Here is a 21,952-nt window from a genome sequence, read left to right as displayed (position 1 = left end):
GGCGTTCAGCCTCTAAAGGAAGGTAGTTTGGAATTTATACACGCCATAGAGCTATGTAACTTTTACCCATGTCATAACATCGGTATTGATGGGAGGCTGCGCTCGCCAAATTTGATGGCATTGACTGACCCTGAGGGTATAGGGCGTTCTCAAAAGAGAATTGATAGCTATCCAATAGATGACATTAAAAACGGTAAAGCACAGCTTGGCGCAGTTACTCCCCGCTTGGTCGCAGTGGGAATAGAAGCAGCGCTCCTTCGAAACGATATGAAAATCATCGACGGGTACGGAAGGGAGATTCTTTACAGTGAACCAGGTCGAGCTGAGAAGATCAAAAGGGCTGATATAGAACTCGAGTTTGAGCACTACAGGCGGCAGTACTACCCAGAAAAGATAAGCCGTTTAACATGTATCTATCTTGCCGATAGAACGGATGCAGGAAAGGATCTCATCCATTCTATGCTGGGGCCTGAAGTCGAAATTCTGGAAGTTAAGAGCTCGTTCTGTCTGGGCATTACGAAGGCAGATGTCTCGTGGTATGACCAGTACGCCTTGAATCCGAAACAAGAGTATATCGAGAATTACTGGTCAGGAGTCCAGTTCTCTGAAAGGGAAACATGGGAATATCTTTTTGACGGATGTATCGAAATTGAAGACGAAAGTCTGTTGAGGGTACTCAATGATGGAGCTTCGCTTTAAGAAGCCGAACAAGTCGCTGTTGTCGGACAATTTCTCCACCGCTTCGCGGTTCCAAAATTGCCTCAAAGCTTTGCGTTATGTTTCAGGGAGTCGAGATGTCCAATGATCGTCCCACCAGCGTCAGCGTTGTTGCATGGTTTTTTATCATTATTGGCGCCCTAAGCGTTATTAGTGCAATAGGCTACATAGTCGTTTCGATGGCCAGCGACAACGTCACAGGTAGCGCTTTGGTTGGTGCTCTTCAAATCGTCATCGCGGGCTTTGCTGCTTATGCGGGGTATGGGCTACTTCGAGGTTCGTCGGTTATGAGGCAAGCCCTAGAAATTCTGTCTTACCTTTTGGTTTTGGCGCTCGGGGTATACGGCGTAATCTTGGCTCGTGATTTCTCGTCTTGGGGGCCCTTGGTGAATTCTGGCTTGTACATTGTTCTGTTCGCGTTTGTGATTCGGGGCCTTCGAGGCCAAAAAATGCGGGAGTACGCATCAAAAACATAACCAGTGCATCAAATTCGTTCTGCACTTCCCCCACTTCAATAGACACGCATCGATAACTCCGCCAAAGGAGAAAACCGATGCCTACGATCAACAGGAGAACCGGGACAGATCTATTTTTTTGTTTTCTCTGATGGCCCAGCGCTAAAGTGAGTCACTACCGGAAAATAGATCTGTCGCGGTTTTCGGGACGAGGCCTGCGCTCGGTACAAGGCTCTGCAAGGGGAAATGCATTGAATCAGAAAGGTTTACTCACGGCATGGAATGACGCCAAGGGGTTTGGTTTTATTACGCCGGAGGGCGGTGGTGAACGGGTCTTTGCCCATATCAGCAGTTATAAAGGCGGGGGCCGGCCGATAGCCAATCGTAAGGTGACTTACAGCATCACGAAGGATGGTCAGGGCCGGCTGAGAGCAGAACGGTTCCATTACGCTGGAGCGGCAAAGGTAGGCGCTAGCATGGCTGCGGGCGCCTGGGTGGCAGCGGCTGTTGTGGTGGTGTTTTTCGCCATTCTGGCAGTACTGGTCCATTATGGTTATTTGCCGGTCTCGTTCTTGGCTGCCTACGGCGGGGTGAGTCTGGTGTTGTTCGTGATGTACTGGATCGATAAACGCGCGGCGCAGCGAGGTGCCCAACGCACCGCTGAGAAAACGCTGCATCTTTTCGAGCTTTGCTGTGGCTGGCCCGGTGCGCTGATGGCGCAGCAGGTTCTCCGACATAAGACGCGGAAGGGTAGCTATCAGTTCGTTTTCTGGCTGGCGGTCGTGGCTAATCTTGGTACTCTGGGTTGGCTGCTTGTCGCTCCGGAGGCGATGAGTTGGCGGCAACAACTTGGCTTTGATTTGTCGAATTCTTTGCAGCCGCTTATCTGGTAGCTGAGTGAAAACCGGGACAGACCTATTATTGCTTCTATTTAGACAAACTGGCGCGCTTTTCCGGAGACATTACCTTTTCCCACTCAGCCTCATCGCCCAGAAAACCGGGACAGATTTATTTTCTTGAAAACTAAAAATAGATCTGTCCCGGTTTTGCGGTTTTGGTTGTGGTTCGTCATTGATTCGTTTAGCCCCCCAGGCCCAAGCCCAATATATAGAGACCGATTCCAGCCCAGGTGAGCAGTAGCAGCGCCCAAGGTAGCCATGGGGTTCGATAGCGGATCTCGGATTTTGCAGGATTTTGTTCCGCGCTTTCGGTCGCTGTCTGGTGTTCTTCTTTTTTGCGCTGTTTGTCTTTTTCCCGGGCTTTGGCTTTTTGCTGTTTTTTATACTGATCGATGCCCTTCGCGATACCTTGCGCGATCATTTTTGTCTGCTCCTTGCTTTGCCGGGGCCGCTGAGTCGCCTTTGCCATGGTCAAGGCTTCCTCCTGGGTTTTCGGTGACGGTGCCTGCTTTTTAATTTTTGCCATAGGGCTCGGCTCGGGTTGTTGGTCAATGGGCTATTGTAACGGTTAAGATCGGCTTCGTTTATTCAGCTAGGAGCCACGCCATTACCGTGCCACTGCCTCGTTTATATTCTTTCCGTCGTTGTCCATACGCTATGCGCGCTCGGCTCGGGATCTTGTTTGCCGGCCTGACGGTGGAGCTGCGGGAGATCGTGCTAAAAAACAAGCCGGCGCAGATGCTGGCGGTCAGTCCCAAGGGCACGGTTCCTGTTCTGGAGCTGGCAGGAGGTGACCGTTCCGAGAGGCTCGTTATTGAGGAAAGCAGGGAAATCGTCGAATGGGCGTTGCGGCAGAGTGATCCGAAGGGTTTGTTGAACACTGATTTAATAAGCGCTAATGCCCTGATCGACCGCAACGATAACGAATTCAAACACTGGCTGGATCGTTATAAATACGCGGATCGCCATCCAGAACTCTCCCAGTGGGATTACCAGCAGAAGGGTGAGGTGTTTTTGCAGGCGTTGGAAAGCCTATTAGCCAGGAACCGGTATCTCCTGGGGAGCAACATCAGCATCGCTGATATTGGCATCATGCCCTTTGTACGCCAGTTCGCCCATGTCGATCGGGAGGTGTTTTACAGTCTGCCCTATCCGAATTTACAGAAATGGCTGAGGGATTGGCTGGATCATCCAGTGTTCCTGCAGGCCATGATCAAGTTCCCGTCTTGGCAGGAAGGCGATGATGAGGTGGTATTTCCACAAATAACCGCGTTCGCAAGATCTTAAAAACCGGGACAGATCTATTTTCCCCCTGCCCGTTCCCGCCGAATCAGCAGTGCCAAAGCCAGCGCCGCCAGTGACCCCATCACGGCGGCGAAAGTGATCCCGGTCGTCTTCAGGCTGGTCACGCTCGCCATCAATCCCAGGCCGATCACCGGTACCGAGATAGCGATATAGGCCACGACAAAGAACGTGGACGTCACCGCTGCCTTCTCTCTCACAGGGCTGGCGGCGGCGATGGCGCCCATGCCGGCGCGGAATGAGATGCCCTGGCCCATACCGGCAATCACAGCACCGCCGATGAACAGCGCGAGGGACTGGGTGTATATGCCCAGCGCTATCGGAATCACACCGAGCATCAGGGAAGCGCAGCCCAGAGGTAGGCGCAGCCTGAGCGGCAGTCTGCCCTGCAGGAACTGACCCAGGGTTGAGGCGATGAAGATGCTGCCGGCCACAACGCCGATCAAAAACCGATTGTCGTAGCCCAGGACCTTGCCCATCATCGCCGGGGCGATGGATGTGAAGAAGCCGCACATGGCGAAGCCTGCGAAACCGGCAATGGCGGCGGGAATAAAGACACCGCGGACTTCCGCTGGCACGCTCAGGCGCTGGATGGTCAGTTTGGGACGAGCGGGTTTCGAGACGGTCTCAGGCGCTGCCCAGATGCAGCACACGGCCAGCACAGCCATGGCAATGTGCACCAGAAAGGTCAGGTGCAGTGGCCAGGGTAGGTACTGGGAAAGAGCGCCAGCTAACATCGGCCCTAGGCCCAGCCCGCCCATGTTCGCCGCTGTGGCAAAGAAGGTGGCTTTCTCACGCCAGTGGGGCGGGGCAAGTTCAATGACTGCCACCGTGGCCGTGCCGGTAAAGATCCCTGCGGACAGCCCCGACAGCACCCGGCCGGTCAGGATCATCGCCAGGCCATCGGCCTGCAAGAACACCAGGTCACTGATGATGGAGCAAGCCAGGCCCGCAAACAGCAAAGGCCGCCGGCCTATCTGATCAGACCAGCGCCCGGTCAGTACCAGTGCGGTGATCACACCAAAGGCATAGGTGGCAAAGATGATGGTGATCATCAGGTCGGAAAACCCGAAACTGTTCTGGTAGATCGGGTAAAGAGGCGTCGGCATGGTGGTGCCGAGCATCGTGACACTGAATGTGAAGGCTGCGCCCAGGAAAATAAGCAGCGGAAACAAGCGGTGTTGCTTGGGTGAGGGCATGCAGGGGTCCTGGTCGGCGATCTTAAAAGTTGGTGTGCTCGTTTTTGGTCTGTTCACACCCGATCAATAATCCCACACAACGCATCCAGCCCATCCGTCAGCGCCGCCGATGGCGTAGAGGGTCTCTGTGGTTTCTTCGGTTAGGCAGACGATGCGTTGGGGATAGTTCATGGGGGCACTATACCGTGAAAGTGGGGCTTGACCACTCATGCAAATCCGCGTGATCGCAGACACCCACAGCAAAATGCGCCCTGGCATCTACTCGTAGACGTCTCGCAGGGAAAGCAGCTCAAAGTCCGGGGTAACGCCCAGCCCGGGTCGATCGCTGAGCCACATGCGGCCATTGGCGACCTCCGGGGCGCCTGTGGCGAGTTGCACTGTGTTGTAGTTGTGCAAATCGGTGGTGTTCAACAAGGCTCTGGGGGATGTACTGGCGGCCAGATGCGCATAAGCCGCCGTCGCAATTCCACTGCCCCAGGCGTCTTCTACGGTCATGGGTATGCCGGCATCTGCACAGACGTCGCGAATGATCCGGGAGGGCGTCAACCCACCGAATTTGCTGACCTTGAGGGCAATGGCATCCATGGCGTCGTCCCTGATGCCGCGCTGGAGCTCATTCAGGGTGTTGAAAGCCTCGTCCAGTTTGATCGAATGCCTGGCACGGCGCCGGACCGACAGGCACTCTTCGTAGCTGCGGCAGGGCTGCTCCAGGTATATATCCACATCCTCGACGGCTTTTGAAAAACGCAGCGCCTCGTCGCGCCGCCAGGCGGCGTTGATATCGCCGATCCAGAGCTCATCCGGCTGTTTGAGTTTGTTAAGCCTGCGAACTAGGTCGATATCCTCATCCACTTTATGGCCCAGCTTGATTTGAATGTGGCGGAATCCCTCGTCGCGGTAACGCCGTAGTGATTCTTCCATTTCCTCTGGCTCGGCCAGTGGCACAATCCGGTGCAAGGGCATGGAGGGCGATTGAAGCCCGCCAAGCAAGGTGTAAACCGGAAGTCCGGACACCTTGCCCAGTAGATCCCAGCAGGCAATATCGATGGCCGCTTTGGCAACCGACTGGCCGGTAAGGGCCTGATTCATCCGTTCCTGGATGACTGACACTTGCCGCGGGTCCTGGCCGAGTATTTCAGGAGCGAGCAGGGACAGGCAGGAGGGAAGGCCCTCGGCAAACGCCGGCATGTAGTTGGGGCCGCAGGGGCACACCTCGCCATAGCCTTCGAGGCCCGTGTCTGTTGAAAGCACAACCACCGTTGTTTCGAAAGCCTGGTGAGAGCGGCCACCAGCGAAGGCATAGGCTTTTCCAGTATATTCCAGGCTCGCCGTGTATACGGCCATTCGCTCGATACGCATAGACCACTCCGCTCTGTACCCATCCCTGATCAAGTAAATCTAGTTCAGCTATGTGGGGATAGATAGCAGAGCCGGTCGCCTTGAATGTCACGTTTGGCGACAAACGCTTCGGCGGGAGCCTATTCCTCGTAAATCATCTTCCGCGTCATACCACCGTCGATCACGAAGTTCTGACCGGTCACAAAGCTTGCGTCCGGCGACACCAGGTAGGCCACCATAGCTGCCACGTCCTCGGGTTTGCCGACACGCCCACTGGGGTGTTGCCCATGATCGGTAGCGGAAAGAGGCTGCGGTTCAGAAGGCGCATCAGCCTGCCAGGCAGTGACATCTATCCAGCCCGGGCTGATGCTGTTGGCCCGCACGTCGGGCCCCAGGCTCACAGCCAGAGCATGGGTCAGGGCGAGCAGGCCGCCCTTGGTTGCCGCATACGCCTCGCTATTGGGCTCGGACTGCAAGGCGCGGGTAGAGGCGATGTTGACGATGCTGCCCCGGCGTTGGCGCAGGTGCGGTACCGTGTGCTTGACCAGTAAAAAGGCGCCGGTCAGGTTGACGTCGATTCGCCGTTGCCACTCATCCAGTTCAAGCATTTCTATGGGGCCAGTGTCTGGATCTGCGATCCCCGCATTATTGACCAGAGCGTCCAGTCCCTGGCCCCATCGCGCGGCCTCCTCTACGGCCGAGGCGACGTCGGGCTCGCGGGATACATCCGTGGTGATTAGTAGCAGGTTGTTCGGATCGCCGAAATCCTGTCTGCACGCGCTGATGGCGTCTGCATTCTGGTCCAGGATCACCACTCGCCAGCCCTTGTCCAGGAAATGGGCGGCAATACCCTTGCCGATGCCCTGGGCGCCGCCTGTTATGAGGATGACCGGGGGTTGCTGTGCCATGTGTCTGGGCTCCTTTTGAAAACTGGGACAGAGCTATCTTCTCCCGCGGCCCTCTAAATCTCTACAAACCGCGGCACCAACATCAGCCCGCCACCCACTGCCAACATCTCCCAGGAGCTGCTTGCAAGGTACGGGTACAGAATCATCCCAATGCCGCAGTAACGGGTGACGATGTTTTTGTGCGCCTACCATACATGAAGTGCCCGAATCCGATGCAGGTCCAGATCGGCCAGTGGCTGCAATTGAAAGGAGTGCGCATCCCTTAAATTTTCGTAACCTGTTGAAAGATAAATAAAAAATAATAGGTGGAGCAGCGTGTATTTCTGGTATTCTCAAATGGTTCATAAAACTGGCAAGTGCCTGATGGGAGGATGGAGAAGATGGTCTCCTTCCCGTCATACCGGGCAGATCAGACCACCTGAACAATGGGATTTATATCAATGAAAATGAAATCACTGCTCGTTTTGTTATCTCTGAGTGCCACCTCATTGGGGGCCGTTGCGGGTGACACAGCTGACGCCGCGCTAGGCGGCGGTATTGGCGGAGCAATGGGGGCTGCCATCGGCAACGAGGTAGGTGGCAGAGATGGTGCTATTCTCGGCGGTGCCCTCGGTGCGGCAACCGGAACAGCCATTACCACCAGAGATCATAGAAAATACGATCGCGACCATGATCGCCATCGTCATGACTACGATGATCGCCGGCCTTACCGGAAGTCTGGTGGCCATTTCTGCCCACCGGGCCAGGCGAAAAAGGGCAACTGCTGAAACGCTACACGCCTTGCGCTGCCATTTTGAACTCCAGCGCCATGTTGTACGCGGCTCCACGCAAACATATGACGTGGTGCTCTCGATCATATATATCCATCTATCTCTCCCTGATGCTTCTCGCCACCTGTTTGTAGCGTGCGTCTTTTCCTTTGACGACAATATGATGAATAGCGGCTCGGTCAAAAATGTAGATATGCCCAAGACCGTGGGGCTCGCTATAACCTCCCAGTATGTCGAATGAATCGAGCGAATCTTTATAAACCGCATGGTCGGGTATATCGAAGGCTTCCCGTTGCTTGGATGTTCATATAGCACCCAGATAACAAGCGCAGCGACAGGCCTTATTATGCATTTGGATAAAGCAAAGAAGCGTATCGCAAAGCAGGTCAAGAAGGGCTTTCATGGCTATCCGTTGGTTTCGCTGGAATACTTTGGTAAAGCGCCGGATTCAGCCACCGAGGTCGTTGTTTCATTTACTGAGGAAGAGGGTGCCGATCCTCAGAAGCAAACGTTTGTAAGCGGCGGTGATGCCCGGGAAGATGAAACAATCCAATCCACCCTCGTGAAAATTATTGAGCGGGCGGATGCCAAGACGGTGACCGAGATCGAGGGCATTTCCACTCTATAATTAAAACAGACGTGTTAGCGCCATGATGACTTGTTCATGCAAGCACAGAGCCCCTCAGAGGTAATCTTGGCGAATAAGCATCTTTTGGAAAGAGTTACTTGGAGTTATCAGCCCATTTCGAAAAATATCTATCAAACAAGAGCTATCAAACAGACATGACGAGAAAGACATTAGGCTTAACCCGGAAACCCATTAAAGACGCCAAACCAGTGGCTGAGGAAGCCGAAGCTAAGGTTGAGGTTGAGGCTGATCCACAAAAACGTTTTTTAAACGGTGTGGCTATCAATCCAACGCCGGGGATTCGTTTGGAGTCAGGTTCAGAAAAACTCACGGTGCGTGCGATGGATTTGATCACGCCGATTGGAATGGGGCAGCGAGGTTTGATAGTTGCACCGCCGGGGTCTGGAAAATCGACGATCTTAAAAGATATTTGCCAGGCGGTGGGGAAGGCGTATCCCGAGATTAAACTTTACGCGTTATTGATAGATGAGCGACCCGAAGAGGTCACTGATTTCAGGCGTAGCGTCCCGGCTGAGGTACACGCTTCTTCTTCGGATGAAAGCTATGCTCATCACGTTCGCGTTGCCGATGAGCTTCTTGATATCGCCCGCCAACAAGCGGGCGAGGGTCACAACGTCATGATTGTGATTGATTCTCTCACGAGGCTTTCGCGTGTGCATAATGCGGAGCGAAAGAGCAGCGGTCGCACTATGTCTGGCGGGGTTGACGCTCGAGCGATGGAGATCCCGCGGAGGTTGTTTGGCGCTGCACGAAACATCGAGAATGGCGGGTCGCTGACCATTTTGGCAACCGTTCTGGTTGATACCGGCAGCCGTATGGACCAGGTTATATTTGAGGAATTTAAGGGCACGGGGAATATGGAGCTGGTTTTATCAAGAGACGTTGCGAATCAGCGAATCTTCCCCGCGCTGGACATTTCGAAAAGCAGTACACGCCGTGAAGAGCTGCTGTTAGATCCGAAATATTTAGACAAAATAAGAGCTTTGCGCCGGGCGCTCAGCGGTCTCAAACCCCTAGAGGGCACAAGAAGGCTGGTTGAGCTGCTTGAGAAGTACCCCACAAATGCCGAGCTTCTGAACAGCATCCCCGGAACGCACACCGATTGAATCTGCGATACGAGGTCAGGCCCGCGAGAAAGCCGCAAAAGTGATCTCGCTGGAATCCTCGCATGTCAGGTTGGCAATGATGGTCTTGCAGCTGGCCAGATCTTTTATTTCGGTTATTTGGGTAACCTGGGCCTCTTTTCTGGGGTCATTGAGGGATTAGGAGGGCGTAAGCATGCAAATCGGAGTGATCGCAGACACCTACAGCAAGATGCGTCCCGAAGCCCTGGAGGTTTTGGAAGGCTCGGATCTGATTCTTCATCGTTCAACGCGCAATCAGGCTGGTTCGCCAGTTTGAGCAAAACCAGCCAGTCTCCACATAAGGCCATCGAGTGCTAAACGGAACACGAATTAATGGCTAATGGACAGTTTCGGCAGCTTCACGTGGAAGAAGGACTTGATTTTGGCTTTGAGTGACACTGCCATCTGCGCGATATATTCGCTTCGTTCCTGCGATGCAAGCTTTGTGTAGTAATCAATGTCGATAGTGCCCTGTTCGTTCAGTTTCGGAGCCTGATAAGTCATGGTGGTGTGTCCTGGTTCGATAAGTGAGTATCTTCTACAGGACTTATGGTAATGAGTGCGAGGCTCTTGAAAAAGCGATCCTTTCTCATCAGACTGATGAATTAATCTCATCAGTCGAGCGAAGTTATGCGCCACCTGCCACCCCTGAATGCGCTTCGGGTATTTGAATCAGCGGCTAGACACCGCAGCTTTGTCGCAGCTGGCAAGGAACTTTTCGTGACGTCATCGGCGGTCAGTCATCAGGTGAAGACACTTGAAGAATATTTAGGGCTTTCACTGTTTGATCGAAGCAGGCGAGCGGTGACGTTGACCCCTGAAGGCGAGCAATATCTCTCATCGGTCAGGCATGCGTTCGATGAGATTGAAATGGCCACCCAACGACTGACCGCGAACCAGGAATCCAACGTGGTCAAGATCAGTGTTGCCCCCAACTTCCTAACCCGCTGGCTGATGCCACGCATGGCTCGATTCCAGGCCCTGTACCCGGATATTGAGCTGGAAATTAATGCGTCCATGGGGCTGCTGGATTTCGATCGCACCAGTACCGATATGGCGGTTTATTTCGGGAATGGTGAGTGGGACGATATTGAAGTGCATTTCCTGCGCAAAGTTATGCTGGTTCCGGTGTGTAGCCCGCGGCTACTGGACGGTGAGTTGCCGCTGGAGAAGCCTGAAGACTTGGCTAAACACACTCTGATTTATGTCAGCAAACGGAAGTGGGAGTGGGAGAACTGGCTGGAACAATCAGGCGTGGATTTTATATCCGCCCGGGGCAGCTTACAGATGTCCAGCGGGCAACTTGCCACGGCGGCGGCCCAAGAGGGCCTTGGAGTGGCGCTGGCTGATAGCACCCTGACGTCCCGTGAGATTAAATCGGGGAAGTTGGTGGTGCCTTTCGACATCCAATTGGATACGAATCGGGCCTTCTATCTGGTCTACCGCAAGCAACGTCCGCTGACCATCGGAATGAAAGCCTTCAAGGAGTGGCTGATGAGCGAGATATAGGGAGCCCTCGGGCCTGATTCTGGGAGGAAAACCGGGACAGAAACGGCTTAAACTCGGGGCGGCTCAGATGAACGTCCAGGCCAAGACCCGCGTAATCTTATTTCCCTGCTTCATCTCAATTTCCCTTATATCGACTGCACCAAGCTTACGAATCAACTTCTTTGCGGGCTTAACATTGTCGGCTTTTGAAACTAGGCTGGTAAACCAGCGACATTGAGTTGAATACGCCTGGCTTTCTCTTATCAGCTTTTTCAGAAACAGCTGCTCACCCCCCTTGCACCAAAGCTCTGCTCCCAGACCGCCAAAATTCAGAGTAGGGGATTCGGATTTTGTTTTTTGTTCACCGCGACTGCGAGCAAGGTTATTGAGTTTTAGCCGGCTACCTTTCATCGCGTCATCGAGAGATGCATGGAAAGGCGGGTTGCATACGCTGACGTCAAAGAACTCACCAGCTTGGATGATCCCTTCGAACATGTGGTTTTTATCGTGCTGGGTGCGGAGCGTGAAGCGACCTTGGAGTGCGGGGTTGTTGGTGATGATTGTGGCTACGTTCGCAAGCGACTCCGTATTGATGTCGCTACCGACACACTGCCAGCCGTAAATTTGGCAGGCCAGTAGCGGGTAGATGCCATTGGCTCCCGTCCCTATATCCAGCAGCTTGATGCTGGGCTGATCAAGCCCGGGCAAGTCAGCGATGTAATGGATATAGTCGGCCCTGCCCGGGATTGGAGGGCAAAGTGCCCCGTCCGGAATGTCCCAAGCGACAATGTTGTAGTATCGGTTTAATAACGCGGCGTTGAGAGTTTTTACGGCCAATGGGTCTGCGAAATCGATGGAAAGGTTGCCATGAGGGTTCGTTTTCACATGGGGGGCTAGTGCCGGGTGGGTTTCTACGAGAGCTGGGAGGTCATAGCCCTGATTGTGCAGATTCCTCGGGTGTAGATCCTTGCGAGCAGGCTTTGTGGAAATCGGAACAGGATTATTTTTTTGGTTCATAAGCAGGGGGAAGCTGTGACAGACCTATTTTTCGGGGCTTTCGCGTAGGTTCTCTGTGTAGATGAATTGCGAACAGGCGTATACGAAAGTCATCGGGTGGCAAAGTTGCATGCTATCACTCAAACGGTTGTTACACATTTCTGCCAGTGAAACATGCACTCCAGAAATACATGTTCTAACCTGGTCGACAAGAGTGTTGGTTGTGCGAGTCAAAGTGTTCAGACTGAGCTTGCAGTGCATGAAGCCAAGCAACCATGGGAAGAGGTTACGGCAGTTCTGTACCTTGAAAATAGGTCGGATGAGCCTCTGACCGTCAGCATTCGGTTAATCGGGTAACCTGGTTCGCTTTCCCGGAGTCATCCCCCGCTCCCACTCAGCTTCGTCTCCTGGCGCCGGAAGAAACCGGCCAAACTCGATCATCTGAGTGGCTGGAATGTCCTGCAGGTAGATCCACACGTCCTCAGCAGTTATGCCCGCAATTCGGGCTATCTCTTCAAGCATCTGGCTCATCAGGGCCTGCTTGACCTCGGTATTGCGGCCTTGCCGGACCAGGCCGTGCACATACACTTGGGGCGCGGTGTTCACGCTGCCACCGACAAAGTGATCGCCCTCATCGGTAGAAAAAAACAAAACCTGGGCAAAGAAACGGGGCGCACCTGTTTGTGTGCTGTGGGCCGTTGTTATGGCCTCCGCGATCTTTGATTTCTGCTGCTGCGACAGAGAAAGATTCGCGACCGTGACGGTATAAGTGGGCATGGGGGAATCCTACCGGGAGTGACATGTATTTACCTGTTCTGGCCGACATTGAGAATCAGGTGGTCTTGTTTCACTATAGCAATGCTTACCTGCATGGCCATACGCACGGGCCGGGTTGGCGTCATTGGGGAATCTGGAGGGCGTAAGCATGCAAATCGGAGTGATCGCAGATACCCACAGCAAGATGCGTCCCGAAGCCCTGGAGGTTTTGGAAGGCTCGGATCTGATTCTTCATGCCGGTGACGTGGGGCGGGACGAGGTTCTGGAAGCGCTGGAGCAGATCGCCCCCTTGGTTGCGATCCGTGGCAATATCGACAAAGTAGGCCGGGCAGCGACCCTTCCGGATGTTCGGGATCTGGAATTCCTCGGCCACGCCTTCCATATGCTCCACGATGTCAAAACCCTCCAAATCGATCCGCAGGGCCGTTACCGCGTGGTCATAGCCGGCCATTCCCACAAACCCCGTAATGAATGGATTGGCGATGTGCTTTATTTCAATCCGGGTGGCGCCGGGCCCCGGCGTTTTACTCTGCCGATCACGGTGGGGCGGCTGCAGGTGAGTGAGGGCGGTGTGGTTGGTGAGATTGTTGAACTGCCGGTTTGATGAGTTGGAAGAACCGGGGCAGATCTGTTTGATCGCGCGGGTTGATTCCTTCCTGATTATTTTGGAAACTCCGCTAGGTATTGCAGCGGCAGGAGCCAGTGAAGGCGATCCTGCGCAAAGATGGACAAATCTCCCTCAAGGACAGAAGGAGCAAAGGAATGAGCAAGAAAGTTGTTTTATTAGGTGATGTGGGTACTGATCACTCCGGGTTCCCACCAACCCCGGTAATCGCCGGTTCCTCCGATGTGTTGATTGATGGCAAACCTGTTGCCCGCGTTGGTGATCCCCTCGCACCACATTCCAAACCCAAGCATCCGCCTCATCCACGGGCTATAGCAGCGCGGTGGTTGGTGGCCAGGTTGTGTATGGTGCATCCAACCCATTCTTCGAAGTAGACCCGCGGATGGTCGGGTCTCGCGCTTCTGCCCTTACTTCGGTCTGATCTTGTTGTTTCCACCCGGTCGGATGGCAGGGGTAAAGGCGGATTCCATTTTAAAGCTGATGGCACCGCCGGCAAATTAAGCCCCAGATCACAATCCCGTCGCTTTGATATTTGGCTCTGAAATCGCCGAAACGCCGATGCGCTCGGCCAGGTAATCGCAAAAGTGTTGGGCGACGTCCTGACCGTCAAGGTCTTCGGCGATGGTGATCTTGTTTTGCTGGTTATCAACCGCAATAAGCTTGAAGTGTTCCACTTTGTCCACGCCCTGGCCCGTGCTACCCGTGCGCTTGATTGCCAAATGCCTAACCTGATTCATGGCCAGCTTGCGGCTGCGTACAGGCAGATAGAGCCAGCTTCTTAACGTACGAATTCCGTGGCGGTCGATACGAACGACCAGGCGGTTGAAGGGCAGGTACAAAGCCGCAGCACTTGCGGCGATGGCCACCAACACAAAGGGGATGGTGAACAGACCCGCTAGCAAGCCAAAGCCCCCGCCCGAGAAAGCGGACATCAGCATCATTGAGCTGGCAAAGCCGAAACCGCCGGCAAAAAACCAGGCGAATAAGGTGAGCACTTTATTGCGGAACATGGGGAAGCGCATTTTTATCTGATGGCCATAATCCTGGTAGTGCATGGCCCGGGAAAGGCCAGGCAGATCCAACCGCCCCGACTGTATGGCTTCTTTAGCGGCCCGTGATTTTTCGTCGCGTAAGGCGCGCACTTGCGCACTGATATCATGCCCTGCACTTTGAGAACGGGCATCGCCTTTGAACGCCGGAATGTCGTACTGGCGCTCCAGATCCACGCCCTCGATATCCGCTTTTACGGACAGGCGCCAGAAATGGTATTTGCTGGAACGTTTAGCATCTGCCTCTGGCAAGTCTTTCGGCAAGTCAAAGCTAAAAGCAAGGCGTACACCGGGCCCTGCAGCTTCAACTCGCGGCGTTCCGCGCTCGGCCCAGAGGATTCTCTCTACGCGGGAGCGGTTTTTCCCGGAGCCGGAGACGTAGGTATAAATGCACTCCAGCGTCACGGTGACTTCTGCACCGGGAGTTATCAGGTCCTGGGCCCGAAGCCGGGGCACAAGAATTGTGCCACCCATCTGACCACCAATGGCTGCCGGATAGGGGGTCATGACAAGCTCGACTGTGCCGTAGTGACGATATGCTCGGGTCATGGTTACCGCTTTCCACAATAGCCCGAGGCCCACTGCAGGAAAAAGCAATGCCATTAAAACCGTCCAGAGGCTTTGATCCCAGGCTTTGGGTAGGGTCCACAGTAGCGGCGTGCTTATGGTGTTCCACACAAGGGCTACTACCCATATAAGCAACAGGGTGCGTTTACGATCAGATCGGATGTGGGGGCTTTCCCAGCCCTTGCGGCTTTGCCAGTTGGAGTTTTTGGGTGCCATTGGTCCTTCTCGTTGCGGACAGAAAACCGGGACAGATCATTGAGCTTTTTCGTTAGCCAAATGCACTTTCAGCAGATTACATCCTAAATTGGATCCATGTTCACAGGCACGCGTCAATAACTTTAACCCTTTCTTCAGGTTCTTGGTCACTCCTTGACCGGAGGCATACATAGTTGCCAAGAAGGAACAGCCAAGCATAGAATTATTTGAGCACGACTTTTGAAAGTATTCTAAGGCTCGTTGGTAATCGATAGGTACGCCTCGGCCATGCAGATAAATTGCACCCAGCGCATCGCAGCCTATAGTTAGGTCCCTGTCACAGGCCATCTTATTGTAGTGAAGCATTTTTTGGATATCACGCTCCACGCCTAAACCTTTGTAGTAAAGACCGCCTAGATTGTTACATCCCCAAACTGCCTCATCGTTGCACGACTTCTCGTAGAGAGATTTTGCTTTTCGAATATCTTTTTCAACACCTCTTCCCTCTTGGTAAAAATAGCCTAAATTATTGCAGCCCTGCAGGGCGCCCCTTTCACAGGCCAAATGATATATATCCCTTGCGGCCGAATAACTCTGATCAACTCCCGCGCCGTTCTCGAACATGAAGCCAATGTTGACGCAGGCTTCAAGATCATCTGCTTTACATGCGACATCATAAAACTTTATTGCTCGCACGTAGTCTGAATCAACACCAAATCCAGTCATATAAAGCCAGCCAGCCCATTTGCATCCATCAGGATGCCCGAACTCGCAGGCTTTCTGGTAGAGGTCAGCTGCTTTCTTTCCATCATCGTCTAGGTAATAGTCGCTTGCTGCGATAATGCAATTTTCTAATCCACCTCCATCACAATTCTTTTCTAAGAAGAAAAGTGTTTGTTTCTCATTCGTGGAGAGCCGAGCCAGGTCATCGCAGGTGGCCTTTGGAAAAGTATCACATAGGTATCTGTCGAATAAGCTTGTGTTCGAGAGTTCTGAATCTTTAAAGAAAGGAAAAAGAATAGCGATGATCAGAAATATTGCAATGCCGCCTATTAGTGCGATTTGATGGCCCGGATTATGCTCGATATCTAAGAGTTCGTTGAGTCGTGTTTTTGAAATTAAACGAACACACCATGATGAAAGGCAGTAAAGCCATGCCCAAATGGATGTTAAAAAGGTGGAGTAGAAGAATATGGAAAATATACTGAAAACCGCCACCAATTCCACAAGCGATGGAGCTGGTTTTCCAAGAACAAAAAGATAGGCCTCAATGGCGAACCAGATAATGCCAGCAGTGATAAGTGCATCGAATGCCAGTAAAGCTAGCTGGTTCCATATGCTTGATATGGAGCTAAATTTATTAAGCAACCAACGCGTTTCAAATAATGATAAGTAATCAGAAATTACATTAAGTATCAGGGCATAAATGATAAGGTCCTTGGTGTCAAGATATACCCCAATTCGGCCTTTCTCTTGGAGGATGTCGCCCAGTAAAAAATACAATATAAATACTGTAATAAAAGATGCAACAGATGACCTTAGGAAACAAGCCCAGCTAAGATGTCTTCGGCCAAAAACAGCGTCGAATAATAGACAGAACTGCCTCAGCCAAGTGGACTCATAGCTTCCCCACAGCCAGAGTGACAAATGTTCCTTACTTTCTTTGGATAAATGTTTAGAACTAAACCAACTCACTGTTCCGTAAAAGCTGACAGCGATGCCCAGGGCGTAGGCCCAATAATTCGATATTTCAGAAAAATTAAATGTACTCAGATCAATGCTCATCGGTCGCGTTTGCCTATCTGGTTACATATGATCGGCCTAAGTGCAAGAAATAGCCGCTTAGAGCTATAGCAACCCTCATACATCCAGCTTGAGGACCGGCCATATTTGGACGAGTCCACGACCGTAGGATTCAGCTTAATTTACCTTATGGAGCTTTGCATAGAAAAAGCCCCGCCTAAACGGAAAACCGGAACAGGCTCCCCCTGCTGAGACGGATTCCTCATATCCATATACCACTCGCGTATAGCCCATAATTGCACCAAATTTCCTGAGGCCTTGTGGCACAAGGCTTATGGGCACTTAACCCTAGGTTCCTAACAAACTTATCCACAGCTTCTGTGAGTAAAGTACGTGGCAATACCGGTTTACCAACGAGCCGGTACTGACCAGAATCCTCGCCCTTACGTTTTTGAATGCCTGCTCACTAACGGGCCAGGGTATAACGGGAGCCTCCATGAAAGCTGTACTTGATGCTTATCTGAATACGTCGCTGGTTCTGCGCATTGGTATTGCGCTTGTTCTTGGTCTGATTGTGGGACTGGTGGGCGGGCCCGCGGTGGCCGAATGGCTGGACCCTCTGGGAGAACTGCTGCTTCGGTTGCTGAAGTTCCTGGTTGTGCCGATTGTCCTGTTAACACTGATGGTGGGAATCAATCAGGCCAATCTTGGCAGTATGGGACGTGTGGGCCGGAAGATGCTGGGCTTCTATGTGCTGACTTCGGCGTTGGCGATCACGGTGGGGCTGGGTGTAGCGTCTGCTTTCTCGCCTGGCAGTGGCCTGGAATTGACGTCTTCGGAAAGTGTCGAAGTGCCGGAGAATCCGGGCTTTATCCAGGTACTTCTGAACATTGTTCCCACCAACATGGTTGAGGCCTTTGCCGAGCCGAACCTGCTGGGGATTATCTTCACCGCGATTGTTTTTGGCATTGCTCTGTTGAAACTGCGGGAGTCAAAGGCTCACGGCGAAGTCGCTGAGCGGGTGTATGGCGTGGTTTCTGGTCTGAACGAGGTCACCATGAAGGTGATGGCCGGGGTGCTCCAGTATGTTCCGATAGGTGTGTTTGCGATTGTGGCCAGCACTGCAGGTGAGCAGGGCATGAACACGATACTGGCCCTCGGGGATATGGTCATGGTGTTGTACATCGCCCTGGCGGTACAGCTGGTGGTCTACGGGGTTCTTATGCGTCTTAACGGCGTAAACCTGATGGACTTCGTTCGCGAGGCCCGGGCTCCGGTCGCCACGGCCTTTGCCACCCAGAGCAGTTCCGGAACGCTGCCCCTGACCCTGAACGCAGCGCGGCGTTTGGGTGTTCCCCAGAGTATCTATGGCTTCAGCTTGCCGCTGGGCGCCACCATCAATATGGACGGAGCCGGCATCCGCATTGCCATTTCTGCAGCCTTTGCGGCCAATGTGATAGGGGTGCCCCTGGACTTTGTCACCATGCTGGAAATCGTTCTGATCGGCACTCTGGCCTCCATCGGTACGGCCGGTGTGCCGGGTGCGGGTATCGTGATGATTGCTACGGTGTTTGCCCAGGTGGGCCTGCCCATTGAAACCGTAGCGCTGCTGGTGTCCATCGATGCCCTTGTGGGTATGGGGGCCACGGCGATGAATGTCACCGGGGATCTGGTGTGCACTTCAGTGATTGCCCGTTCCGAGGATAAATATGAGGCGGCAGAGGCAGGCTCAAGCCAGGCGGTGCCGCAGGAACAGCTGTCCTAGGGGCAGCGTGTCAGTGGGAGCCGAGCATCGGCTGACTCACGTTCATGCGGCCCCTTTCATGCTGGTCATCTGAGCGACATAGGCGGTGATAAAGGCTGTTTCCTGAAACACCTTCAACCCCGTATCGGCAAACGCAATCGGCAGCGGGTTGGATGCCAGGGTAGATTTGATCATTGCCGGGGGCAGCAAGGTCACGGTTAACTCAGTATCGGTGATCAGTTGAATGGCCGCTTCCAATTTGAAGCTGATGGCACCGCCGGCAAACTTACCTTTCGGCATCCGCTCCTTGATCGCGACACGGGTGACCCCGTACTCGGCCATTAACTCCGCAAAGGCCGCCTGGAACCGCTTCAGGTCTTCACGGCTATGATTTTTCGGCAGTGACAGTTTGCGCACCTTGCACTCCGGCAGGTTGAACTGCCCTCTGTCCATATTCAGCAAACACACCACCGCATCGCTGCCCGTCAGTTCAACTCCGCAAACAATCATAGCCATTGTCCTCTGTGCTCCAGTTGTGATCAGCCACGAATGACTTTACCAGCATGCACTTGTCCGATGTGGTTCTTGGCAAACTTTTACAATTGACTACATTTCGCTATTTCATTTTTGCAGTAAAAACATAAGCTTGTGCCGTTGGTCTGACTGACCTTGTCATAACCAGTCTGCAGCAGGCGTTCCTGGTTGGCCGGATAGGGTTCCGTGTAGAGGGGAATCTGATTATCGACGAAGAGATCGACGGTTGCAGCGCAAACGCATAGTTCAGATTCTTGCGCGCTAAGTACCTGGAATTCTCTCGGCCGGCAGTTTCTGTCGGCCTTTTCAGCTCCGAACTCTCAAAGCACGTTTTTGTTGCTCGGCCACAGTGGCCGATGTTTCCTTGGCGAGTAGTTACAAAAATCCTAAGGCGCCGAAACGAAGACTGATTTATGTTTCACGTCGGATGGATTTAGGAAACGAAGCAAGGATGTTTGAGAAATGGATTTGAGCCCGGTCTACCAGCTCCTTATCACTCTACTCTGGTACCTGTTGCCCCTTGCAATCATGCTGGGTGTAATCAAGTCGCCCTGGTTCAAAGGTAAGTTTGGCGAGTTTCTGGTCAACTTCTCCGCACGGTGGTTACTGGATAAATCCCGCTACCATCTCATCAAGAACGTTACCCTCCCCACAGAGGACGGCACCACGCAGATTGACCATGTTCTGGTGTCGGAATTCGGGGTCTTCGTTGTCGAGACAAAAAACATGAAGGGCTGGATATTTGGTGGCCCTCATCAGCGCTTCTGGACCCAGAAGATTTTCCGCTCCAATCACAAGTTCCAGAACCCGCTGCACCAGAACTATAAGCACGTAAAAACGCTCCAGGCATTGCTCGGGTTAAACGACCATCAGGTGCACTCGGTGGTGGTGTTTGTGGGGGACAGCACGTTCAAAACACCCATGCCGGAAAACGTGACTCAGGGGCTGGGGTATGTTCGTTATATCAAGTCGAAGATTGATCCTTTGCTTAGCCTGGAGCAGGTGGCGGAGGTTCGGGAGAAGGTGGCAGCTGGTCGCCTCAAGGCATCTTTCGCCACCGACCGGGCCCATGCTCACCATGTGAGAAATTTGGTTGCCGAGCGCTACGCTGAAGCGCCTCGTCGGCCGAGTAGGGGACGCCTCAAGTTCTTGGTTTTTCCAGCCTTGATGTTGGGCGTCGGCGCGATCGGAATGAACGCCTATTGGAATTTTGCTTCGCAGGAGATGGCAATAGACACAAAAAGGGTGCCTGAGCACAGGGTTGAAAGCGCACCGCAGCCCACTCGTCACAGACCTGAAAGCGAGCCCAAAACCGATTCACGGACGGTGGAGCCTGAGCCTTCGTCAAGTGCTGTTATTCAGCGTGTTCATCAATCTTCCTCCGAGTTTCTTTTGGCGCGGCAGGAATGTAACTCCCTGATTGCGGCTGCTATTGGTAGCTCGGATCCGCGCCTTCTAAGAGACAGGGACAAGGCGTGTGCTCGGTATAAGGTTTTGCGAGGGGAAGAGCATTGAATCTGAAAGGGTAGCGCCCCTGGGCAAGTAACCTAGTTCAGTCGATAGAATGGACGATCATAATCGAGACTGGTTGGCCGCTGGTCTGGCGAACTGGTTGTGCCTTCTCCTGTGTAGAGAATATTGTTGTTGATGTAAACGACATTGTACTCGTCGATCTCGAAGTCGGCGCCATTGAACTGAGTCACATGCGACGTGAGTTCGGTAGCGGTGAGGCCGGAACTCAGTAAAACGTCTTCACCGAGTGTGAAGTTGCCTGATGAGGTAGGATTTGGAGCTTCCGGTAACGGGGTGGTGCAAGCGCTATCGATGTAGTTCTCGATACTTGTGGCAAATGCGCTGCGGGTGAAAGAGACCGTCACGATATTGTAGTGTGCTTCGCCCTCCACGTGCCCGCATGGTTTCTTCCAGGTGCCCTCGAGTACCGTGACTTGATCGGGTGGCGTCACGGGGTCGCTATCGTCGTTCCCGTCAGACGAACCTGAACCGGGAGTGGTATTTTCGTTGGTTTTTTCCAGATCGCTCCCACTTCCGCCGCCTCCGCAACCGACCATTAATGCCGAAATAAAGGTGCACGCCAAAATCCTTTTCATCGTTCTGTTTCCTTACAATGTTATCTAAATAGAATATTGTTATATCATTGTTGCATAAGGTGGATGGCCGCGATAGACCTGGCTCTCTCTGGAGAGGGCGGCATACTCTCCTGTTCATCCAGGATGAGCCGAGGTGTTCCGATCTCCGGCTTTCGGAGTCAGCGCCACTGCTGGCTATAATGGCCTACCTCAAACCGTTGCAGAAAACGTTATGCCAATCGAAAAGATTAAGTGGTCAGACGCTGTTGTGAATAAGTTTCAGGTGTTGGTGATTCCATTGCTGTCGTTAATCGCCGGCTGTACCAACATGGCCGGCGATGTCGCCAGAACCATTCATCCGGCGCCGTCGTCTGCTCTGGATGAAAACACGCTGTTTTCCGTTGCCAGTGAGTTCTTCATCGGGAAGGACTATGAGTGTGATGCCAGGCATGATCTGAGTACGCTTCGGTGTGCCAAAGAACTTCGCGATCTATATATTCACCAGACCCAAGCGGTGGTGCAGATTTATCCCGGCGACGATGTGGCGTATCCCCATACTTTGGTGACGTCTCGATGGGATGAAGGGCTGATTCCGGGTGAGTTCATTTCCAGTGAGTTCACGAATCCCGATGTGACGGCGTTTTGTGAGTATCTTCAGGCGCAGGCGGTGGGGAGTTGCCGATTGTTGACCGAACACGGCTCTGCCCGGGGGCCGGAATGATCAAGCCGAGTTGCTACAGCTGTCGGAAAAAATTTGACCCATCCGAACTGAGGCTTTCCTACTCA

General features: G+C 53.1%; 25 protein-coding genes. 13 read left to right on the top strand and 12 right to left on the bottom strand.

Going from position 1 to position 21,952, the window contains the following annotated elements:
* Positions 1–27: 27 nt before the first annotated feature.
* From JJO78_RS13615 to JJO78_RS13605, 3 genes are all read left to right on the top strand, one after another.
* Entirely contained in the window at positions 28–699 is a 672-nt protein-coding gene (locus tag JJO78_RS13615; protein WP_273623873.1) for a hypothetical protein, read from the top strand.
* A 95-nt stretch (positions 700–794) separates the two neighbouring features.
* Positions 795–1,193 (top strand): hypothetical protein, encoded by a 399-nt coding sequence (locus JJO78_RS13610; protein ID WP_273623872.1) that lies wholly within the window; start codon positions 795–797, stop codon positions 1,191–1,193.
* Between the two features lie 230 nt (positions 1,194–1,423).
* On the top strand, positions 1,424–2,065 hold the full coding sequence (locus JJO78_RS13605) for a cold shock and DUF1294 domain-containing protein (RefSeq protein ID WP_273623871.1): 642 nt from the start codon (positions 1,424–1,426) through the stop codon (positions 2,063–2,065).
* Between the two features lie 187 nt (positions 2,066–2,252).
* Here the strand turns inward: JJO78_RS13605 and JJO78_RS13600 are convergent, their stop codons facing one another.
* Positions 2,253–2,597, bottom strand: coding sequence for a DUF2956 family protein (locus JJO78_RS13600; RefSeq protein ID WP_273623869.1), 345 nt, complete (start codon positions 2,595–2,597; stop codon positions 2,253–2,255).
* Positions 2,598–2,689: 92 nt separating this feature from the next.
* Between JJO78_RS13600 and JJO78_RS13595 the strand changes: the two genes are divergently transcribed.
* Complete coding sequence (locus JJO78_RS13595) at positions 2,690–3,358, top strand: glutathione S-transferase (RefSeq protein WP_273623903.1); 669 nt, start codon at positions 2,690–2,692, stop codon at positions 3,356–3,358.
* A gap of 14 nt (positions 3,359–3,372) precedes the next feature.
* On the opposite strand, the gene JJO78_RS13590 is transcribed toward JJO78_RS13595, so the two are convergent.
* The 4 genes from JJO78_RS13590 to JJO78_RS13575 all read right to left on the bottom strand — a co-directional run bounded on the left by JJO78_RS13590 (position 3,373) and on the right by JJO78_RS13575 (position 7,546).
* Entirely contained in the window at positions 3,373–4,572 is a 1,200-nt protein-coding gene (locus tag JJO78_RS13590; protein ID WP_273623868.1) for an MFS transporter, read from the bottom strand.
* A gap of 258 nt (positions 4,573–4,830) precedes the next feature.
* Positions 4,831–5,931, bottom strand: coding sequence for a mandelate racemase/muconate lactonizing enzyme family protein (locus tag JJO78_RS13585; protein WP_273623867.1), 1,101 nt, complete (start codon positions 5,929–5,931; stop codon positions 4,831–4,833).
* 119 nt (positions 5,932–6,050) lie between these two features.
* Positions 6,051–6,818, bottom strand: a complete 768-nt coding sequence (locus JJO78_RS13580; RefSeq protein ID WP_273623866.1) for an SDR family oxidoreductase — start codon at positions 6,816–6,818, stop codon at positions 6,051–6,053.
* 524 nt (positions 6,819–7,342) lie between these two features.
* Positions 7,343–7,546 carry a hypothetical protein gene (locus tag JJO78_RS13575; RefSeq protein WP_185906453.1) on the bottom strand — a complete coding sequence of 68 codons (204 nt, stop codon included), beginning with the start codon at positions 7,544–7,546 and terminating at the stop codon, positions 7,343–7,345.
* A gap of 388 nt (positions 7,547–7,934) precedes the next feature.
* On the opposite strand from JJO78_RS13575, the gene JJO78_RS13570 reads away from it, so the two are divergent.
* The 3 genes from JJO78_RS13570 (at position 7,935) to JJO78_RS13560 (ending at position 9,638) form a co-directional block, all read left to right on the top strand.
* Positions 7,935–8,216, top strand: coding sequence for a hypothetical protein (locus JJO78_RS13570; protein WP_075194466.1), 282 nt, complete (start codon positions 7,935–7,937; stop codon positions 8,214–8,216).
* Between the two features lie 98 nt (positions 8,217–8,314).
* Positions 8,315–9,343, top strand: coding sequence for a transcription termination factor Rho (gene rho / locus JJO78_RS13565; protein ID WP_228301507.1), 1,029 nt, complete (start codon positions 8,315–8,317; stop codon positions 9,341–9,343).
* Between the two features lie 172 nt (positions 9,344–9,515).
* Positions 9,516–9,638 carry a metallophosphatase family protein gene (locus tag JJO78_RS13560; RefSeq protein WP_226909949.1) on the top strand — a complete coding sequence of 41 codons (123 nt, stop codon included), beginning with the start codon at positions 9,516–9,518 and terminating at the stop codon, positions 9,636–9,638.
* 53 nt (positions 9,639–9,691) lie between these two features.
* Here the strand turns inward: JJO78_RS13560 and JJO78_RS13555 are convergent, their stop codons facing one another.
* Positions 9,692–9,865, bottom strand: a complete 174-nt coding sequence (locus JJO78_RS13555) for an RSP_7527 family protein (protein ID WP_156105514.1) — start codon at positions 9,863–9,865, stop codon at positions 9,692–9,694.
* Positions 9,866–9,991: 126 nt separating this feature from the next.
* Between JJO78_RS13555 and gcvA the strand changes: the two genes are divergently transcribed.
* Entirely contained in the window at positions 9,992–10,870 is an 879-nt protein-coding gene (gcvA, locus tag JJO78_RS13550; RefSeq protein ID WP_041334084.1) for a transcriptional regulator GcvA, read from the top strand.
* A gap of 63 nt (positions 10,871–10,933) precedes the next feature.
* Here the strand turns inward: gcvA and rlmF are convergent, their stop codons facing one another.
* Both rlmF and JJO78_RS13540 read right to left on the bottom strand, forming a co-directional pair.
* The gene (gene rlmF / locus JJO78_RS13545; protein ID WP_273623864.1) at positions 10,934–11,866 is read right to left on the bottom strand and encodes a 23S rRNA (adenine(1618)-N(6))-methyltransferase RlmF; all 933 of its coding nucleotides are present in this window, start codon (positions 11,864–11,866) and stop codon (positions 10,934–10,936) included.
* 324 nt (positions 11,867–12,190) lie between these two features.
* Entirely contained in the window at positions 12,191–12,622 is a 432-nt protein-coding gene (locus JJO78_RS13540; protein ID WP_273623863.1) for a tautomerase family protein, read from the bottom strand.
* A 148-nt stretch (positions 12,623–12,770) separates the two neighbouring features.
* Between JJO78_RS13540 and JJO78_RS13535 the strand changes: the two genes are divergently transcribed.
* Both JJO78_RS13535 and JJO78_RS13530 read left to right on the top strand, forming a co-directional pair.
* Positions 12,771–13,226: a metallophosphoesterase family protein gene (locus JJO78_RS13535; RefSeq protein ID WP_126811764.1), complete on the top strand. Its 456-nt coding sequence runs from the start codon at positions 12,771–12,773 to the stop codon at positions 13,224–13,226.
* Positions 13,227–13,384: 158 nt separating this feature from the next.
* Positions 13,385–13,621 carry a PAAR domain-containing protein gene (locus tag JJO78_RS13530; protein ID WP_075196943.1) on the top strand — a complete coding sequence of 79 codons (237 nt, stop codon included), beginning with the start codon at positions 13,385–13,387 and terminating at the stop codon, positions 13,619–13,621.
* Positions 13,622–13,756: 135 nt separating this feature from the next.
* On the opposite strand, the gene JJO78_RS13525 is transcribed toward JJO78_RS13530, so the two are convergent.
* The gene (locus JJO78_RS13525) at positions 13,757–14,899 is read right to left on the bottom strand and encodes a hypothetical protein (RefSeq protein WP_075196944.1); all 1,143 of its coding nucleotides are present in this window, start codon (positions 14,897–14,899) and stop codon (positions 13,757–13,759) included.
* Positions 14,900–15,115: 216 nt separating this feature from the next.
* Positions 15,116–16,843 (bottom strand): tetratricopeptide repeat protein, encoded by a 1,728-nt coding sequence (locus JJO78_RS13520; RefSeq protein ID WP_075196945.1) that lies wholly within the window; start codon positions 16,841–16,843, stop codon positions 15,116–15,118.
* 454 nt (positions 16,844–17,297) lie between these two features.
* Between JJO78_RS13520 and JJO78_RS13515 the strand changes: the two genes are divergently transcribed.
* On the top strand, positions 17,298–18,566 hold the full coding sequence (locus tag JJO78_RS13515; RefSeq protein ID WP_085679442.1) for a dicarboxylate/amino acid:cation symporter: 1,269 nt from the start codon (positions 17,298–17,300) through the stop codon (positions 18,564–18,566).
* 42 nt (positions 18,567–18,608) lie between these two features.
* Here JJO78_RS13515 and JJO78_RS13510 read toward each other — a convergent pair whose 3' ends face one another.
* A complete protein-coding gene (locus JJO78_RS13510) occupies positions 18,609–19,055 on the bottom strand; it encodes a DUF3010 family protein (protein WP_007152752.1) in 447 nt (148 codons plus the stop codon).
* 486 nt (positions 19,056–19,541) lie between these two features.
* On the opposite strand from JJO78_RS13510, the gene JJO78_RS13505 reads away from it, so the two are divergent.
* Complete coding sequence (locus JJO78_RS13505; protein ID WP_007152751.1) at positions 19,542–20,594, top strand: nuclease-related domain-containing protein; 1,053 nt, start codon at positions 19,542–19,544, stop codon at positions 20,592–20,594.
* 32 nt (positions 20,595–20,626) lie between these two features.
* Here the strand turns inward: JJO78_RS13505 and JJO78_RS13500 are convergent, their stop codons facing one another.
* Positions 20,627–21,187 (bottom strand): hypothetical protein, encoded by a 561-nt coding sequence (locus tag JJO78_RS13500; protein WP_273623862.1) that lies wholly within the window; start codon positions 21,185–21,187, stop codon positions 20,627–20,629.
* A 247-nt stretch (positions 21,188–21,434) separates the two neighbouring features.
* Between JJO78_RS13500 and JJO78_RS13495 the strand changes: the two genes are divergently transcribed.
* Positions 21,435–21,887, top strand: coding sequence for a hypothetical protein (locus JJO78_RS13495; RefSeq protein WP_273623861.1), 453 nt, complete (start codon positions 21,435–21,437; stop codon positions 21,885–21,887).
* Positions 21,888–21,952 lie beyond the last annotated feature (65 nt).

The organism is Marinobacter sp. DS40M6, assembly GCF_028581595.1.
GTDB lineage: Bacteria > Pseudomonadota > Gammaproteobacteria > Pseudomonadales > Oleiphilaceae > Marinobacter > Marinobacter salarius.
The sequence above is the reverse complement of the archived record's forward strand: the minus strand, read 5'-3'. Positions and strand labels throughout refer to the sequence as shown.

Excerpts from the sequence above, each read along its gene's own strand:
- JJO78_RS13610 (WP_273623872.1), top strand. The coding sequence starts at position 795 with ATGTCCAATGATCGTCCCACCAGCGTCAGCGTTGTTGCATGGTTTTTT.
- JJO78_RS13600 (WP_273623869.1), bottom strand. The coding sequence starts at position 2,597 with ATGGCAAAAATTAAAAAGCAGGCACCGTCACCGAAAACCCAGGAGGAA.
- JJO78_RS13590 (WP_273623868.1), bottom strand. The coding sequence starts at position 4,572 with ATGCCCTCACCCAAGCAACACCGCTTGTTTCCGCTGCTTATTTTCCTG.
- JJO78_RS13585 (WP_273623867.1), bottom strand. The coding sequence starts at position 5,931 with ATGCGTATCGAGCGAATGGCCGTATACACGGCGAGCCTGGAATATACT.
- JJO78_RS13580 (WP_273623866.1), bottom strand. The coding sequence starts at position 6,818 with ATGGCACAGCAACCCCCGGTCATCCTCATAACAGGCGGCGCCCAGGGC.
- JJO78_RS13575 (WP_185906453.1), bottom strand. The coding sequence starts at position 7,546 with ATGGCCACCAGACTTCCGGTAAGGCCGGCGATCATCGTAGTCATGACG.
- JJO78_RS13570 (WP_075194466.1), top strand. The coding sequence starts at position 7,935 with ATGCATTTGGATAAAGCAAAGAAGCGTATCGCAAAGCAGGTCAAGAAG.
- JJO78_RS13560 (WP_226909949.1), top strand. The coding sequence starts at position 9,516 with ATGCAAATCGGAGTGATCGCAGACACCTACAGCAAGATGCGTCCCGAA.
- JJO78_RS13555 (WP_156105514.1), bottom strand. The coding sequence starts at position 9,865 with ATGACTTATCAGGCTCCGAAACTGAACGAACAGGGCACTATCGACATT.
- gcvA (WP_041334084.1), top strand. The coding sequence starts at position 9,992 with ATGCGCCACCTGCCACCCCTGAATGCGCTTCGGGTATTTGAATCAGCG.
- rlmF (WP_273623864.1), bottom strand. The coding sequence starts at position 11,866 with ATGAACCAAAAAAATAATCCTGTTCCGATTTCCACAAAGCCTGCTCGC.
- JJO78_RS13540 (WP_273623863.1), bottom strand. The coding sequence starts at position 12,622 with ATGCCCACTTATACCGTCACGGTCGCGAATCTTTCTCTGTCGCAGCAG.
- JJO78_RS13535 (WP_126811764.1), top strand. The coding sequence starts at position 12,771 with ATGCAAATCGGAGTGATCGCAGATACCCACAGCAAGATGCGTCCCGAA.
- JJO78_RS13530 (WP_075196943.1), top strand. The coding sequence starts at position 13,385 with ATGAGCAAGAAAGTTGTTTTATTAGGTGATGTGGGTACTGATCACTCC.
- JJO78_RS13525 (WP_075196944.1), bottom strand. The coding sequence starts at position 14,899 with ATGGCATTGCTTTTTCCTGCAGTGGGCCTCGGGCTATTGTGGAAAGCG.
- JJO78_RS13520 (WP_075196945.1), bottom strand. The coding sequence starts at position 16,843 with ATGAGCATTGATCTGAGTACATTTAATTTTTCTGAAATATCGAATTAT.
- JJO78_RS13515 (WP_085679442.1), top strand. The coding sequence starts at position 17,298 with ATGAAAGCTGTACTTGATGCTTATCTGAATACGTCGCTGGTTCTGCGC.
- JJO78_RS13510 (WP_007152752.1), bottom strand. The coding sequence starts at position 19,055 with ATGATTGTTTGCGGAGTTGAACTGACGGGCAGCGATGCGGTGGTGTGT.
- JJO78_RS13505 (WP_007152751.1), top strand. The coding sequence starts at position 19,542 with ATGGATTTGAGCCCGGTCTACCAGCTCCTTATCACTCTACTCTGGTAC.
- JJO78_RS13500 (WP_273623862.1), bottom strand. The coding sequence starts at position 21,187 with ATGAAAAGGATTTTGGCGTGCACCTTTATTTCGGCATTAATGGTCGGT.